Origin of the sequence: Larkinella arboricola (assembly GCF_003259745.1) — a bacterium.
Classification (GTDB): domain Bacteria; phylum Bacteroidota; class Bacteroidia; order Cytophagales; family Spirosomataceae; genus Larkinella; species Larkinella arboricola.
The window spans coordinates 917716-933701 of the sequence record NZ_QLMC01000002.1 but is presented as its reverse complement, the minus strand read 5'-3'; the positions used below and the strand labels follow the sequence as shown (position 1 = coordinate 933701).

General features: G+C 52.4%; 10 protein-coding genes and 1 riboswitch. Of the genes, 2 read left to right on the top strand and 8 right to left on the bottom strand.

Annotated elements, in window-relative coordinates; genetic code table 11:
- Positions 1 to 13 precede the first annotated feature (13 nt).
- The 3 genes from LX87_RS10990 to LX87_RS10980 all read right to left on the bottom strand — a co-directional run bounded on the left by LX87_RS10990 (position 14) and on the right by LX87_RS10980 (position 6028).
- Positions 14 to 1087, bottom strand: a complete 1074-nt coding sequence (locus LX87_RS10990) for a sensor histidine kinase (RefSeq protein WP_111628236.1) — start codon at positions 1085 to 1087, stop codon at positions 14 to 16.
- Positions 1088 to 1262: 175 nt separating this feature from the next.
- Positions 1263 to 3554, bottom strand: coding sequence for a GH92 family glycosyl hydrolase (locus LX87_RS10985; protein ID WP_111628235.1), 2292 nt, complete (start codon positions 3552 to 3554; stop codon positions 1263 to 1265).
- A gap of 71 nt (positions 3555 to 3625) precedes the next feature.
- On the bottom strand, positions 3626 to 6028 hold the full coding sequence (locus LX87_RS10980) for an ATP-binding protein (RefSeq protein ID WP_111628234.1): 2403 nt from the start codon (positions 6026 to 6028) through the stop codon (positions 3626 to 3628).
- A gap of 522 nt (positions 6029 to 6550) precedes the next feature.
- On the opposite strand from LX87_RS10980, the gene gyrA reads away from it, so the two are divergent.
- Both gyrA and LX87_RS10970 read left to right on the top strand, forming a co-directional pair.
- Positions 6551 to 9100: a DNA gyrase subunit A gene (gene gyrA, locus LX87_RS10975; protein ID WP_111628233.1), complete on the top strand. Its 2550-nt coding sequence runs from the start codon at positions 6551 to 6553 to the stop codon at positions 9098 to 9100.
- A 72-nt stretch (positions 9101 to 9172) separates the two neighbouring features.
- The gene (locus LX87_RS10970) at positions 9173 to 10615 is read left to right on the top strand and encodes a tetratricopeptide repeat protein (protein ID WP_111628232.1); all 1443 of its coding nucleotides are present in this window, start codon (positions 9173 to 9175) and stop codon (positions 10613 to 10615) included.
- Positions 10616 to 10892: 277 nt separating this feature from the next.
- Here the strand turns inward: LX87_RS10970 and LX87_RS10965 are convergent, their stop codons facing one another.
- The 5 genes from LX87_RS10965 to LX87_RS10945 form a co-directional block, all read right to left on the bottom strand.
- Entirely contained in the window at positions 10893 to 11084 is a 192-nt protein-coding gene (locus LX87_RS10965; protein WP_111628231.1) for a hypothetical protein, read from the bottom strand.
- Positions 11081 to 11803 carry a Dph6-related ATP pyrophosphatase gene (locus LX87_RS10960; RefSeq protein ID WP_111628230.1) on the bottom strand — a complete coding sequence of 241 codons (723 nt, stop codon included), beginning with the start codon at positions 11801 to 11803 and terminating at the stop codon, positions 11081 to 11083. The genes LX87_RS10965 and LX87_RS10960 overlap by 4 nt, the downstream gene beginning before the upstream one ends.
- Before the next feature lie 89 nt (positions 11804 to 11892).
- The gene (locus LX87_RS10955; RefSeq protein WP_111628229.1) at positions 11893 to 13011 is read right to left on the bottom strand and encodes a DUF5074 domain-containing protein; all 1119 of its coding nucleotides are present in this window, start codon (positions 13009 to 13011) and stop codon (positions 11893 to 11895) included.
- The gene (locus LX87_RS10950; protein WP_111628228.1) at positions 13008 to 14924 is read right to left on the bottom strand and encodes a TonB-dependent receptor plug domain-containing protein; all 1917 of its coding nucleotides are present in this window, start codon (positions 14922 to 14924) and stop codon (positions 13008 to 13010) included. Before LX87_RS10950 ends, LX87_RS10955 begins: the two co-directional genes overlap by 4 nt.
- 98 nt (positions 14925 to 15022) lie before the next feature.
- Positions 15023 to 15223: riboswitch (cobalamin riboswitch) on the bottom strand.
- A gap of 103 nt (positions 15224 to 15326) precedes the next feature.
- Positions 15327 to 15974 (bottom strand): FISUMP domain-containing protein, encoded by a 648-nt coding sequence (locus tag LX87_RS10945; RefSeq protein ID WP_111628227.1) that lies wholly within the window; start codon positions 15972 to 15974, stop codon positions 15327 to 15329.
- Positions 15975 to 15986: the final 12 nt, after the last annotated feature.

The following is a 15986-nucleotide window of genomic DNA, read 5'->3' as shown; positions in this document are numbered from 1 at the left end:
TTTTCGCAACCGGTTAAGCCTGCGGGACGGCGGACGGTTTCAACAGCGGCAGCGTGACCGTAAAAAAGCCGTCCTGCTCCACAATGGTCGGTTCGGCTTGGCCCAGCAGGCGGTATTTGGCGACAATGTTGGTCAGCCCCACCCGGTTAGAGGCCACCCGGGTGGTTTTGCGTTGCAGGTTGTTGCGGACCCGGAGCCCGTGTTCGGGCGTGAGTTCAATCTGAATCTGCAACGGTTTCCCGGCCAGAATGCGGTTGTGTTTTACGGCATTTTCCACCAGCAGTTGCAGGCTGAGCGGAGGTAGTTGCCGGTCGTGGTAAGCGGGCGGCACATCGAGCGTGAGCGTCACGCCGGTTCCGTGCCGCATCTTCAGCAGGTGGTAGTACGACTGGATAAAGGTCAGCTCATTTTCCAGCGTCGTCAGCGTGTTTTCGTTGGTTTGCAGCAGATACCGGTAGCCTTTCGCCAGTTCATCGACGTATTCTTCCGCCTGTTTGGGTTCTTCACTGATCAGCGACGATAGGGCATTCAGGCTATTGAACAGAAAGTGCGGATTGATCTGGTTCTTCAGCACGTCCAGTTGGTTCAGCAACACCTCGCGCTTGTAGGCTTCGGCCTGCAAACTGTTTTCCTTCCATTTGGTCAGCGAATAAAGACCTTCATACAGTCCGATAAAAAGAATGATGGTGCAGGTTCCCAGCCATAGGTTGTTGGTGGCCAGCTTGTCCGGGTGGAAATTCAGATACGGAATAGCCTGGAAGGTGTAAAACGGAATCAGGGTGGAGGCTCCGATGGTGGTGAGAAAAACCAGAAACTCCAGGACGATACGCGTCAGGGTCTGCCGGATTTGGGGAAACCGCTTCATGATCCGGAAAATCAGGCTCTCCTGAACCACTAACAACGTCATGCAAACCGTGTAGGCAAATGCCGTGGTGGGTAACCAGATTCGCCAGTCGGACAGGTAGCGGTCGCCCATCCAGTTGTAAATTCCGATGGGGGCTGACCAGGAAACCAGGGCCACAAAAATCCAGATTCGTCGCTTCGAAAAGCGCAGCAGAGGATGTTGGAAAATCCGGCGAAATGGCATGAACGGTATGACAGAACTAGAGAACCTGACCGGTGAGCGACGGCGTAAGCTATTTTGTTGGCTAAGATATAATTTTTGCGGGACGGATGCAAAAGGCCCTGTTCATGGCCGAGGGAACAAAATAAAAGCCGAGCCACCGGAAAAGTGGCTCGGCTTAACTCCGGAATCGGGTCGCTTACCGTTTCTCGTTTGAGAATGAATAGGGAAAGGCCGAGGGCTGGGTGCCGCGCTGCTGGTTGGGCGTGGGGCGCATCGTAAACTCAACGGTTCCGCCCTGCAACAGCGCCTGATGGCTCAGCCAGTTGGCCGCATACGGTTTTCCGTTCACCTTGACGGCGTCCACGTAGCGGTTTTTCTCTGAGTTTGTCGGTGCGTTGATAATCAGCTTCTTGCCGTTTTCGAGTTGCAGCGTCGCCTTTTTGAACAGCGGAGCGCCCAGCACGTACTGATCGGTTCCGGGGCAAACCGGGTAAAAACCCAGGGCCGAGAATACGTACCAGGCCGAGGTCTGACCATTGTCTTCGTCGCCACAGTAGCCGTCGGGCGTGGGCAGATACAGGCGGTTCATGGTTTCGCGCACCCAGTACTGGGTTTTCCAGGGCGCCCCGGCGTAGTTGTAGAGGTAAATCATGTGCTGGATCGGCTGGTTGCCGTGGGCGTAATTCCCCATGTCGGCGATTTGCATTTCCCGGATTTCGTGGATCACGCTGCCGTAATAACTCTCATCGAAAACCGGCGGCAGGGTAAAGACCGAATCCAGTTTGGCAACGAAGTTTTTAGGTCCGCCCATCAGCCCGATCAAACCCTGCACGTCGTGGAAAACCGACCAGGTGTAGTGCCAGCTATTGCCCTCGGTAAACGCATCTCCCCATTTAAAAGGGTTAAACGGTTTTTGAAATGTTCCGTCCTGGTTCTTACCGCGCATCAGCCCCGTGGCCGGATCGAAGAGGTTGCGGTAATTCTGGCTGCGTTTGGCAAACCGGTCGATTTCGGCCTGTGGGCGTTTGAGGGCTTTGGCCAGTTGGTAAATCGTGAAGTCGGCGTAAGCGTATTCGAGTGTCCGGGCGGCATTTTCGTTGATTTTCACGTCGTACGGAACGTAGCCCAGCTTGTTGTAATACTGCACACCCCGCCGACCGACGGCATCCAGCGGTCCTTCGTTTTCGGAGTTTTTCAGCACGGCTTCGTACAGCGTGTTGATGTCGTAACCGCGCAAGCCTTTCAGATATGCATCGGCCACAATGGACGCCGAGTTGGAACCGATCATCGTGTTGCGCAGTCCCGGGCTGGCCCATTCGGGCAGCCAGCCGCCTTCCTTATAGGCGTTGACCAGCCCTTCCTGCATCTGGGCGTTGAGCGTAGGGTACATCAGGTTCAGAAACGGGAACAGCGAGCGGAAGGTATCCCAGAAACCGGTGTCGGTAAACAGATAACCCGGCAGCACCTTGCCGTTGTACGGGCTGTAGTGAACCACTTTTTTGCTGGCGTCGATTTCGTAGAATTTACGCGGAAACAGCAGTGAGCGGTACAGGCAGGAGTAGAACGTCCGGGTCTGGTCTACGGTGCCGCCTTCAATTTTAATCCGGCTCAGTTCCTTGTTCCAGGCGGCTTTGGCTTTCTGCGCAACGGTTTCAAACGGGTCCGAGCCGATTTCGTTCAGGTTTAACTCCGCCTGTTCGGGGCTGATGAACGAAGAAGCCACGCGGACGTTGACCACCTCGCCTTTGCGGGTTTTAAAACCAACTACCGCGCCGACATGATCGGCCTGCAATTCAAGAAGCTGACTTTCCGGTTGTTTGCCGCGAAAAACCGTGTGGTGCGCAAACGGCTTGTCGAAAATCAGGACGAAGTAGTTTTTGAAATTGTCGGGAACACCCCCGCTGTTTTTGGTCGTATACCCGATGATTTTGTTTTCGCCGGGAATGATTTTGATGAATGAACCCTTGTCGAGCGCGTCGATGACCACCGAGGCACTATCGGTTTGCGGGAACGTAAACCGGAAGCGGGCGGCCCGTTCGGTCGGCGCAATTTCGGTCGTCACGTTATGATCGGCCAGGTATACTTTATAATAATACGGTCTGGCGATTTCGGACTTGTGCGAAAACCAGCTGGCGCGTTCGTTTTCGTCGAAGCGGATTTTGCCGGTCACGGGCATGATGGCAAACTGGCCGTAATCGTTCATCCAGGGCGAGGGCTGGTGCGTTTGCTTGAAACCCCGGATTTTATCGGCGGCATAGGTATAGGCCCAGCCGTCGCCCATCCGGCCCGTTTGCGGCATCCAGAAATTCATGCCCCAGGGCAGGGCGATGGCCGGATAGGTGTTGCCGTTCGACAGGCTGGGTTTGGAGTCCGTACCCATCAGCACGTTGACGTACTCAACCGGATCGGTAACTTGACTGACGGTTTGGGCCGTCATCGTTTTGGTAAAAATAAGCAGGAAAAGCAACAGAGTTGAAGAAGTGCGCATGAGGCATCAATGGATCAGTACCGTAATATTGGGTGCAAAGGTAAAGACCCGTCCGTTGAAATCCCTATTTCTTATCCGGCTAACTTGAGGTGTTTGAGAATCACCCGCGCGAGGCTGCCGGGGTTATACGGTTTTACCAGAATTTCGTCCAGACCGGCATCGTTGACCCGGTCGCCCACTTCCTGGGCCAGACTGGCCGTGAGGGCAATGATGGGCAGGGTTTCGTTGCGTCGGCGGATGATGCGGGTGGCTTCGTAGCCGTCCATCACCGGCATCTGGAGATCCATCAGAATCAGGCGGTGTCTCGAAGAGTCGAGCATATCGACGGCTTCCTGACCGTTGTTGGCTACATCGACCGATGCCCCGAGCTTACTCAGAATGTTTTTGGCCAGCAAAACATTCATGGCATTGTCTTCGACCAGCAGGATCGTAATTCCGTGCAGGGGCTTGTCGCCGGAGATCAGTTTGTTTTCCTTCGGTTCGGGCCCGGGAGCGGCTGCGCGGGGAAAGCGTTGCGTGAAATAAAAGCGGGAGCCTTTTTTCGGTTCGCTCTGCAATTTGAGTTCTACCTGCTGGACTTGCAGGATTTTTCGGCTGATAGCCAGACCCATGCCCGTGCCGCCGTAGGTCCGCGACAGGGACGAATCAACCTGGGTAAACTGGTTAAAGATCAGTTGCTGTTTTTCGGGGGCAATTCCAATCCCGGTGTCTACAACCGCGAAGGTCAGGGTGCTGGTTTCGGGCTGCTGTTTATCAACGGTCAGGCTCACGGTTACCTGGCCCTGTTCCGTAAACTTGATGGCATTTTCGACCAGGTTGGAAACCACCTGCGCCAGCCGGTTGGGGTCGCCGATGACTTTCGGGGTAAACCGGGGGTCGATGGACAACTGGAGCGAGAGCGATTTTTCCCGGGCGACGGGCTGGAAGGTGGCCACCACATTTTGCAGGATGCGGGCTGGGTCCATCGGAACGGCTTCGAGCGTTATTTTTCCGGCTTCAAACCGGTTGAAATCCAGGATGTCATTAACAATATGAAGCAGGTTGTTGGCCGAAAAGAGCATCACATCCAGGTGTTGCCGCTGATCGGGGCGCGGATTGTCCTGAAGCATTAGGTGATTAAGCCCGATGATGGCATTGAGGGGCGTCCGGATTTCGTGGCTGATGGTACTCAGAAACTCGTTCTTGGCCCGAAGTCCTTCTTCGGCCTGTTCCTTGGCCTGCCGGAGCGTAAAGGCAAACCGGTACGACAGCACCAGGGACTGAAGAAAGAAAAAGCCGATATACCCCAGAAACAGTACGATATCCTCCGGAATGGCAATCTGGAAATATTTCAGAATAATAATAATAAATACCGCCAGTAAAACGCCCGTACTCATCAGTGAATAGTTGGCACCAGGCCGTTTTCGCCGGGCGGCTAGCCAATAAACGTGAAAAGCGTAACCGATGTAAATCGGCATCAGTCCCAGGAACGGATTGATCAGCCGGGTAAAGTAAACGGGCGGCAGCAGGAGGGTTGCTGCGGTAAATGCCAGACAGATACCGGTCAGCAGTCTGATGACGTGGCGGTTGACATCGGTGGGGTAGAGGGAGTTCGTGTAAAGGACAAAGACGGTAATGCTGATAAACAGCGACAGGTATTCCAGGTGGACCAGCAGCGACCAGCTGGCTGTTTCAAACAGGGCATGGAGGGCATAATCGTCGCTGCCCACGATGCGGTAACTATACAGCAGACAGAACAGCGAAAAATAGAGAAGGGAGGTTTCGTGCCGTCCGAATAAAAACAGACCCAGAAAAAACAGGCCGCCCATGAACAGGCAACCGGTGAGCAAATAGTCGAGGGCATACTCCCGGTCCGCAGCAACCTGTAGCACATCGGCGGAGCCTAGAAAGATGGTTTGGTTGGAGCCGCCTTTTGAATGGTGAAAATTGGCCACCTGTAAGAGCAGCCGCAGGGTGTCGGAGGTGGGTGGAATCGACTTGACCTGGGTTGACCAGAAAGGAGTTGTGGTTTCGGGTGTGGTGCCGGGTGTGCCGCTGCGGGTTAGTTCCCGGTCATTTACAAAAAGCCGGTAAGCCGTGAAAATGTCGGGTAGTTTCAACGCCAGCGGTGGCGCTGAGGGGGGGAGCAGAACGGTGAGCGAGTACGTTGCATAACCGTAGGAGGGAAGCGGTTGGTCGTTCCAGGTTTGTGTACTCCACAGTTCGGGGAAATTTCCGTATTCAAACCGGGGTGGGCGCTCGCCCGGATTGAGCAGGGTTTTCCAGTACCATTTCCAGCTTCCGTTTAGTGGAATCAGTTGCTGATTAAACTCGACTGCGCGCAGGTCCAGCACTCCCTGCTGCGCCAGGGGGTATTCCGGTTTCTGATTCTGTGGCGTATGAGCAGAGCAGCCCACCAATAGAATCGCCAGCAGGCTCAGGAGGTAATGGGAAAGGATTTTAAGGGTTTTATCCGAAAAACGGCGTTTCTGCATGATACTGTACTACTTCCTGCGTTGCGTTGTGAATCAGGTGCAATAAAACTTTACAGGTTGATTGACAGAGTTCCCTCAATTATTAGTCCAAAACGAAATGGGATGTATATAATTGTGCGGAAAGTACATCCGTAAAAATACGGAAAAATTTATTATTTGGTTGTCGTCTCCCCGGAATAGTATTATACGAATTTTCCCTGTTGTCCGGCTCTCTCCTGAATTGGACAATAGGGTGGTTGGAGTATACGGAACCGTTCGCAGAAATACGGAGTCGATCGGCTTCGTATCGACTGATCTGAGGGGGTTGACCGGGCCGTAGCGAAAGGATGGTGAACTTGGCCCGGAATTTGCCTCAAATTGCACTTGCTGCGGAAAATGCTTTTATTTGTGCCGATTTTTTTGCATATTTGTATGATAGGCACACCATTGAAAAGGCCTTTCTCCGTTCGGTAGATTTCCCGGAACGGTTCCATTTTTTAACCATCGCTTCGTCCGGATTATCGGACAGAGAATTAACTTCTTATGGCAGAAGAAACAGAAGAGAAAAACGACGCCACCAACATTATTCCCATCAACATTGAAGACGAAATGCGCGGGGCCTACATCGATTATTCGATGTCGGTTATCATCTCCCGCGCCTTGCCCGATGTGCGTGACGGTCTGAAGCCGGTGCACCGCCGGGTGTTATTTGGGATGGCTGAACTGGGTGTAAATTATAACAAACCGTACAAGAAGTCGGCCCGGATCGTCGGGGAGGTGTTGGGAAAATACCACCCGCACGGTGACGCTTCCGTGTACAGCACGATGGTGCGGATGGCCCAGGACTGGTCATTGCGGTATCCGCTCGTGGATGGGCAGGGAAACTTTGGTTCCATCGATGGCGATGCTCCGGCAGCTATGCGGTATACCGAAGCCCGTCTGAAGCGCATCGCGGAAGAAATACTAACTGACATTTACAAAGAAACGGTTGACTTTCAGCCCAACTTCGATGATTCGCTGGAAGAACCCAGTGTGATGCCGGCCAAACTGCCCAATCTGCTGCTGAATGGGTCGTCGGGAATTGCCGTCGGGATGGCCACCAACATGGCCCCCCATAACCTGACGGAGGTGGTGAACGGTATTGTTGCCTACATTGAAAATCATGATATTACCATCGATGAACTGATGGAGCATATCACCGCCCCGGACTTCCCGACCGGTGCTACGATTTACGGCATGGAAGGGGTGCGCAACGCATTCCGGACCGGTCAGGGACGGGTGGTGTTACGCGCACACGCGACCATTGAAGAAAATAAAGGAAAGACGCAGATTATTGTTACCGACGTTCCCTACATGGTTAACAAAGCCATGATGCTGGAGAAAACGGCGGACTTGATCAACGATAAGAAAATTGAAGGAATTTCGGCGTTCCGGGATGAGTCGGACCGCGATGGTCTGCGCGTGGTGTACGATCTGAAACGCGATGCTGTTCCGAACGTGGTGCTCAATAACCTCTATAAGTATACGCAGTTGCAGTCGTCTTTCAACATCAATAACGTGGCGCTGGTAAAAGGCCGCCCGGTGTTGCTGAATCTGAAAGACATGATCCGCTACTACGTGGAACACCGTCAGGAGGTGATTACCCGCCGGACGCAGTACGAACTGCGCGAAGCCGAGAAACGGGCGCATATCTTGGAAGGTTTGCTGATCGCGCTCGATAACCTTGATGCCGTGATTGAACTGATCCGGAGTTCGCGCGATCCGGATGTGGCGAAAAACGGTCTGATCGAGCGGTTCAAGTTGACGGAAGTACAGGCGAAAGCCATTCTGGAACTGCGTCTGCAACGATTGACGGGGCTGGAACGGGATAAAATCATCGCTGAATACGAGGAACTGGCCCGTCTGATTGCCGACCTGAAAGATATTCTGGCGAGCGAAGAACGGAAACTGAGCATTGTCCGGGACGAATTGCTGGAGCTGAAAGCCCGCTACGGCGATGAGCGCCGGACGGAGATCAACATGCTCGGGGATGGCAACATCAGCGACCTGTCGTTGATTGCCGACGAGGAAATGCTGATTACCATTTCCCACGAAGGTTATATCAAGCGGACCCCGTTGACCGAATACCGGGCGCAGAGTCGGGGAGGGGTTGGTTCGCGCGCGGCCAAGACCAAGGAAGATGACTTCACGGAGCATCTGTTCATGGCCACGATGCACAACACGCTGCTCATCTTTACGCAGAAAGGCCGTCTGTACTGGTTGCCGGTGTATGAATTGCCGGAAGGCGCGCGTGATTCGAAAGGGCGGCCGCTGGCCAACTTCATCAACATTGAGTCGGACGACAAGGTGCGGGCGGTAATCAATGTGACGGATCTGAAGAATGCCGACTACATTAATAATAATTATATTGTCATGTGTACCGAGCAGGGAACCATCAAGAAAACCCTGCTGGAAGCGTATTCGCGTCCGCGCCAGAACGGTATCATCGCCATTACGATTAATGAAGAGGAGGGCGACCGGTTGCTGAACGTGTGTATGACCAATGGTCAGAATGACATTATCATTGCGTCGAGCGAAGGAAAAGCCGTTCGTTTCAACGAAAGCCGGGTGCGTCCGATGGGCCGTACAGCCGCCGGGGTTCGCGGTATTGATCTGGAGCCGGGTGTAACAGCTGTCGGAATGGTCTGCATTGGCCGCGACGATGCGCAGTTGCTGGTTGTATCCGAAAAAGGGTTTGGCAAACGGTCTCCGCTCGATGAATACCGGGTGACCAACCGGGGCGCCAAAGGAGTCGGCACATTGAAAGTAACCGACAAAGTAGGTAATCTGGTGGGTATTCTGGAAGTGACCGATGCCGACGATCTGATGATTATTACCAAGGCGGGAACGGCCATCCGGATGCACGTGGATGAGGTTCGGGTCATTGGGCGGAATACCCAGGGTGTGCGGCTGATCAACCTGCGCGACGGTGACGAGATTTCGTCAGTAACCCGGATTGCCCGGGAAGAGGATGAAGAACTGGACGAAATGGACGGGGGGGCCGACGCATCCGCTGAAGGCCCGGAGGACCCAACCTCTGAGCAAATGGCTTGATAATCCCGTATTTTATTCAGTACTTTCCAAAATTATTCAGGTAACCAACGTTCAACCCCAAATTTAAGTCACATGAAAAGACTCTCGTTCTTTCTACTGGCGGGATTTTTATCAGTAGGAGCATACGCGCAGCAGCAAGGGCTCGATGCTCTGACCGAAAAAACTTTCCAGGCGGAGAAAGAAAAAAGCGACAAGGCAATCACGGACGAAAAGTCTTCTGTCAAGCCCAAAACTTGGCTGGATCGCGCTAAGACGTACGAAAACATCGCTACGCAGGCCATCAAACTTGATTCAAACGCTGCCAATGTTGCCTACGAAGCCTACCAGAAAGTTATCGAGCTAGATAAAGATAAGAAATCCGGTGGTCCAGGCAAAATGGCCAAAGAAGCGGAGGAAGCCCTGAAAGGCCAGCCTTTGTTTCAGGCTTTTATGAACTCTGGTATCTATAAGTATCAGGCTAAAAACTTCAAGGATGCGGCTACGCTGATGGCCAGAGCGGGTGAGATTAACCCGAAAGACACCACGGCGGCTTTGTACGCCGGTATCTTCTCGCAGAATGCCGAGAAACCGGCCGACGCGAAAGCCAGTTTCGAGCGTTATATCGCCAATGGTGGTAAGGACGTTTCGGTGTACACCACGCTGGTGAGTCTGTACTATCAGGATAAGGAAATCGAGAAAGCCATCGCCACGATTGACAAAGGCCTGACGGTGTTCCCGAACAACAAAGACCTGAACACCCAGCGGACGAGCATTCTGGTAACATCCGGCAAAATGGACGATGCCGTTGCGAGCCTCAAAGACCAGTTGACCAAAGATCCGAACAACATCAACAATCTGTTGACGCTGGCAGGGATCTATGACGGCAAACTCAGAGATCAGTCTGATGAACTGAAAAAGCTGAAAGGCGACGCGAAGAAAGGCCCGAATGCTACCAAGCAACTGGCGGAGGAGAAAGTGGTTTTGAAAGAGTCGCAAACGGAGCTGGCGCGGTTGACCGCCCGGCAGAAACGCGAACCAAAGAACGTCGATTTGAAAAATCAGATCACCCGCGTGAAGCAGATGATCGCTGATTCACAGACCAAAATTACCGGTCTGGAGAAAGAAGTGCAGGAGCAGGCTCAGCAAAGCCAGGCCGCCGGAAATCAGGAGCAGAAACTCGCGGAGTTGACCAAGTCTGTAGAGGAAACCCGGGGACTGGTGAAAGAGTATTACAACAAGGCGCTGCAAGTCGATCCGAATAACTTTGATGCGAACTTCAACCTGGGTGCGGCTTATTTCAACGAAGCCATCCAGATTCGTGAGCAACTGGGCGCGATGGATATGAAAGAGTACCAGGCCAAAGGAAAGGAAATCGAAGGTCAGGTATGTGGCAAGTTCAAACAGGCGCTGCCGTATTTTCAGAAAGCAAAAGCAGCAAAAGATACCGATCAGGATCTGAACGATAACCTGACGAACCTGCAAAATATTCTGAAGCAGTTCGAAGACAATAAAGTGGTTTGTATCGAAGCCAAATAATCAGGACTTCGTACATCGAGAAGGACAGCCTTTGCAGGCTGTCCTTTTTTTGTGTCTATATAATTAACAGATGAACCGGGAGAGTATGGTCTGGGGAGGAGTTTGGGTTGGCAGGATCCGTATTCTAAAACTCTAGTTAACATAATATAAATTATACAACAAACATTTTACGATCAAGTAAGCATTTAGAATGGCCTATAATAGATTGGTAGTAAGGGTGTTATCTAACAGAGTGTCGATCAATGGTTTAAGGATTCACGTGGAACAAATAGAGCCTTCAGGAGATGATAGAGCCGTAAATCTTTTCGATTTCGTACCAGATTTTGATTCGTATCCAGAATTTTTTCCAGCCCGTGGCCTGTCGGATTTGATCCTGGTACTGATAAGCCACCCGCCGAAGAATTCGCCGGTACGTAACATGCCGGTGCTGGTATTGCCAGCCTTTGCCGAAGATGAGTGATCCGTTCATGACTGCCTGCGTTGGTCAGTGAAAGATACTAAATCCTGAAATATAAATTCGGTATCCCACTGATCATCCGTTTGGGTTGAGGCCGCATACGACCGCCGGATTGTTTCGCCTTTCTGAAATTGAACCGGCCTGGTAAAGACCGGTCCGTCGTACACAAAGGAATGATATTCGCCATTCTCTCCACACGGATCTACCGATGACGGCAACTCAGGCAAAACCGTTTCGTCGAGCTCACGCCCTGCCCAGCTTTCCGGTAGCAGTTTCGCGTTGATACAGACTAGCACGGCTTTGAATCCGGATGCACAGAAATCCCGGATCAACGAAGCCGAATCCCGTTGCCAGAGCGGAAACACGCCCTGTAAACCGACCTCGCCCAGTTGTTGCTCCCGGTATTGCCGCAGGTCTTCCAGGAAAATGTCCCCGTAAATCACGTGCGTCACACCCTGTTTTCTGAATTCGGTCAGCGATTGCTGTACGGCGTTGTTATAGGTTTCCATCGAAACATCGCCCGAAAGTTTCAGCGTATATAACGGTATTCCCAGGGCTTCGGCCTGGGCTTCGATTAAATCCGTCCGGACACCGTGCATCGTAACCCGTCCGAGCGGCTCGTTCACGTTGGTCAGTAACCCGACAACCTCGTACCGGGCCAACTGCTGGCAAAAAAATAAAGCGAGGGCCGCATCCTTGCCCCCGCTCCAACTGATTATGGCTTTGTGCATTGTAGAGACAAACGGGAAAAGACCGCAGACAAAAGAATAAAGACCGTTGGTACGTTCTTCTATCTCCTGTCTTTTCCCGTTTCTGATTTCTATTTAAAATAAAATACCGTTGGAGCAATCTCGGCCTTCACGGAATCAATTAAGGTGCCGGTGGCCTGGTAACGATAGACATAACCCGCCTGTTTGAACGATGGCGTAATGCCCCCGTAGATAACGCCGGAATTGGGTTCAACGGCCATACCGCTGAACAAACGCTTAATAAATGGTGTGGTAGTCGGAACGCTGGTATCGGTTATGGCAAAGCGGTAAACCTCGCCTTTCTCTTTGTAATTATCGGCAGCATCGTAATAACTGTTCACGAAATAAAAATACTGCTTGTCGGCGCTTATCCGGAAACGACTTGCCGAGCGGGCCGGATCCGTACCAATTTTCAGGCGATTTTCAATGGCTTTGGTCTGGGCGTTGATCCGCACCATTTCGCCGGACGAGTACACCCAGAGTTTTCCGTTGGCATCCACCGCGACCGGATTCGGATTGGGGCCAATTTCAATTCCGGTTTTAAGCTGATCGTTGATGGCGTCGATCACCGTCAGTTGGGTAGCGTCACCGGCAGAACCGGCAAACACTTCGTTGCCAACCAGCAGAAGCGTCTCCACTCCTTTTATCGCCGGAATTTTCCGGGTTACGGTATTGGTTGTTAAATCCACCACGGCAATGTAACCGGGATCTTTAAAGAATGTGCCGGTTGATGCATTCCCGGAAACATCCCAGCAGCTTATGTAAACTTTATTGGCGCTCACCCGAATGGCCGACCGTGGGTTTTCGATTTCGGGGGATTTGAGCGTGGCCAGGGATTGAAACGTATTGGCATCGATGATTTCCACTTTATCCTGTCCGGCGGTTGTATTATCGACCAGAATCAAGCCTTTTCCGTCGGATTCCGTGTAATCCTGAAGACTCCCTGTCAGCGAACGCTTGTTAATCTGGTTGAAAATATCGTAGGTTGGTGTGGAGCCGTCGGGCGGTAAATACGTAATGGTTCCGTTGTTGTCCATGAAGTTGCCCTGATTGATCACCAGCACACCCGCGCCGTTTGGCAGCGGCATTGGATCGTCATTGTCTTTGGTACAGGACCAATTCAGGGCGACCAGCAGACTGAGTGCCAGTTTCAGCCGGACCGCCGAAGCGGTGGTTACTTTTTTGATCATTGTTTGGTATGCAGATTACAGATTAATTGAACGGTAAAATGGCGCCCCGGCATGGCGTTGCGCTTCACGTTGAGATAAACGGTATCGAACAGGTTGTTGACCTGCCCCTGAATCCGGGTTGCAACCGGTCCGAGTTTAACCTGGGTTTCGAGCAGTACGTTGGTCAGCACAAAACCTCGTAGAAACTGAATGTTGTCGAAGGTAATGTACTGCCGGGAATTCACCTGGTTCTGGATGGTCAGCCGGGTTTTCCCGTGGGCTACGTAGGCCGAAAGCCGACCCACGTGTTTGGGGACATACACAAGCTGTTTGCCAATGATGTCCTGGGCGTACGTAGAGTAAACGCGTTTCTGGCTGGAGTGCGTCAGGGCATAGTTCAGGCTAAGACCCGATTGCCAGAGCGGACCCGTGTAGGCCACGGAGCCGTTCCATTCCAGTCCGCGGGCGACAACTAACTGGAGGTTTTCGACCCGATAACCGTATTCGGGATTCCAGTACGACCAGTCGTCGATGCGATTGCGGAAAACCGTTGCTTCCGAGGAAAGGCTGATCCGATTGGCGGGAAGCCAGCGGGCCGATAAACCCGCTTCCAGATTAAACCCGTTTTCGGGTCTTAGATTCGGATTGCCTAATTCTTTCCAGTGCCGTTCGTTCAATGTTGGAACCCGATAACTGCGGCCCAGGGAGGCTTTGGCGGTCAGGTGGGTTGTAGCCGATTGAAGAACGGAATATTCGGCCCCTACCGACGGTGTAATCGGCGGATCGAAACGGCTTACGAACGCTTGCCGCAGATTAGCGGAGAAAAGCCACTTTGCTAATTGAATTCGCAGCAACGCAAATACATCCGCACGGTCTTCCTGAATAAGCGAAGAACCGTAACCGTCTACCTGCGTCCAGTAATGCGACCATTCGCCCCCTACCCGCAGCGTAGCGTTCTCCCATGAAAACGGTTTGGTAAACTCTTTTTCAATTCGACTGACTAGTCGATCAGTTTCGGAATGACTCGGTGTATCAAAATTTCCGCGGGCGTAATCGATGATGTCGCGGATATACCCCAGCCGAACTGTTAGCTTATCGGTTTCGTAGGATGAAAGAAACCGGTACGACTGCGAACGGGTTCGTTCCCGAACGGTGGTATCGTAGGGCGAGACAATCAGATCATTATCCGTGAGCCAGATGTTGAAGGAAAGCTGCTGGTTTTTCGCGTTTCGGAAAGATAAATCCTGAATCAGCCCCTTCTGGCGCGTCGTCGAATGCTCGACAAAATAATGGCCCCGTTCGCGGTATGGGAAATCGTTCTTATAATTAGTAAGATTCAGGAAGGTTTTGCCGGCCAGTTGCCAGCGTTTTCCCAGCGCGGTAACAAACCGGACCCCGGCCTGGGTGCCATTGTTCCGAAAACTACCGGTTTGCTGTCCAGCCGACGCCGAAAAACCGGGTTGTTGCCATTTCGGATTACTCATCAGGAGAATACTGCCGCCCACAGCATCCGAACCCACGCAGCTGGCGGAGGACCCGTACTGAACCGCCAGTTGATCAAAACCGGCAACGGGTAGCGTCGAAAAATCCGTTAGACCAACGGTAGGCTGGTTAATATTAATGCCGTTCCAGAGTACGGCGGTATGGTTTGCCGAGGTGCCACGAAACGAAGACGTAGCGAGTTGGCCCGCCCCGTACACCTTAAAAGCGATGGGCGTCGTATACGTCAGCACGTCCGTGAGCGTCTGAAACCGGAACTGTTCGAGCGTCACCGAGTCAATGCGCTGTATTTTCTGACCTACCGAAAACCGTTCGGGTGTGGTGCCCCGAACCGTCACCGTGGGCAACGTCTGGTCAGTATCGTTCGTCTGTCCGTTCGCAGCGAAAAACGAACCGATCAGGAAGGACAGGAAAACCCCGTCTCTACACCGCATACAATATCAATTAAGTAAAATAAAAGAATAGCCTGCGGTCCATTTTGGCGCAGACTCCGGTTGGTACGGTTTCCTTTTCACCCGAAAGAAACGGCGTACGCTAAAAGCTGACAAAGGCAGGTCTCCTGGCTCACCCGCTGATTTCAGCCTTCCCGTCCGGGTTAATGAGGACAGTGGCATGAAGAGGAAATCAGATTCTACGGGTTTACAGTTGCGGGGACAGCGCTGGTTTTGCACCAGCTTCCCTATTAAGCCCTCGCTGACCAACGTCAGGCGGCACCTTTATGGGGCAAAAGTAATGGATTGTGGAGGAATTCCAATCCGGCTGGAGGAAGATAGGAAAAGAAAACCGTTGGCAGGAGTCGATTTCCTGCCAACTCGGAACACAAAGAAGCGGGCGAATTACTTGTTTCGGACAAATCGCAGGTTAAACCGGTAACCTGGACCGGTCGTGCTGTAAAACGCCATGTTGTGCCCCTTTCCACCGGCGCTTTCCTGAATGCTGACGCTATTGCTGTCGGCCAGCCAGAATTCGCTGATATCGCCGTCCATGGGGGCTGATTTTTGATAACTATAACCCGCCGGTTGAGCGTTGAAGCCGGAGCTATTGGTGCCGGGTATGGTAAGCCAGTTGGTTTTCGATACCAATTTTTTGAGGGCATCCTGACCCGTTGCCCGGTTGCCGTTAAAAATAACGCCCTGACTTTCGGCCAGGGTTTTATAATCCTGTAGCGTTGGTATCCGCCAGTTATTGGGTAGAGGAACGGCTTTGGCTTCTTCAAAGGTATAGTAGCGGCCGTATTCGGGCTTTTCGTTTCCGGTCCGGTACGGCGATCCGCCCGGTCCCGCATAATTCTCCGCTGTCCAGAGTTGATTCCCGATGGCGACAACTGGATACGTTTTTCCATTTATTTGAACGGAGGTCGTCAGCGGAGCCGGAATTTCGTTTGGGTTGTTTTGCTCTTTCCTGCAACCCGGGAACGTCATCAGAACACTTAGGAAGAGAATAGACAAAAATGGTGTGGTTGGTTTGTTAATGCTGCGTTTCATTTGGCGATGGTA

What these genes read in the sequence shown, in the direction of transcription:
- LX87_RS10990 (WP_111628236.1), bottom strand. Translation starts at nt 1,087, where the DNA reads ATGCCATTTCGCCGGATTTTCCAACATCCTCTGCTGCGCTTTTCGAAG.
- LX87_RS10985 (WP_111628235.1), bottom strand. Translation starts at nt 3,554, where the DNA reads ATGCGCACTTCTTCAACTCTGTTGCTTTTCCTGCTTATTTTTACCAAA.
- LX87_RS10980 (WP_111628234.1), bottom strand. Translation starts at nt 6,028, where the DNA reads ATGCAGAAACGCCGTTTTTCGGATAAAACCCTTAAAATCCTTTCCCAT.
- gyrA (WP_111628233.1), top strand. Translation starts at nt 6,551, where the DNA reads ATGGCAGAAGAAACAGAAGAGAAAAACGACGCCACCAACATTATTCCC.
- LX87_RS10970 (WP_111628232.1), top strand. Translation starts at nt 9,173, where the DNA reads ATGAAAAGACTCTCGTTCTTTCTACTGGCGGGATTTTTATCAGTAGGA.
- LX87_RS10965 (WP_111628231.1), bottom strand. Translation starts at nt 11,084, where the DNA reads ATGAACGGATCACTCATCTTCGGCAAAGGCTGGCAATACCAGCACCGG.
- LX87_RS10960 (WP_111628230.1), bottom strand. Translation starts at nt 11,803, where the DNA reads ATGCACAAAGCCATAATCAGTTGGAGCGGGGGCAAGGATGCGGCCCTC.
- LX87_RS10955 (WP_111628229.1), bottom strand. Translation starts at nt 13,011, where the DNA reads ATGATCAAAAAAGTAACCACCGCTTCGGCGGTCCGGCTGAAACTGGCA.
- LX87_RS10950 (WP_111628228.1), bottom strand. Translation starts at nt 14,924, where the DNA reads ATGCGGTGTAGAGACGGGGTTTTCCTGTCCTTCCTGATCGGTTCGTTT.
- LX87_RS10945 (WP_111628227.1), bottom strand. Translation starts at nt 15,974, where the DNA reads ATGAAACGCAGCATTAACAAACCAACCACACCATTTTTGTCTATTCTC.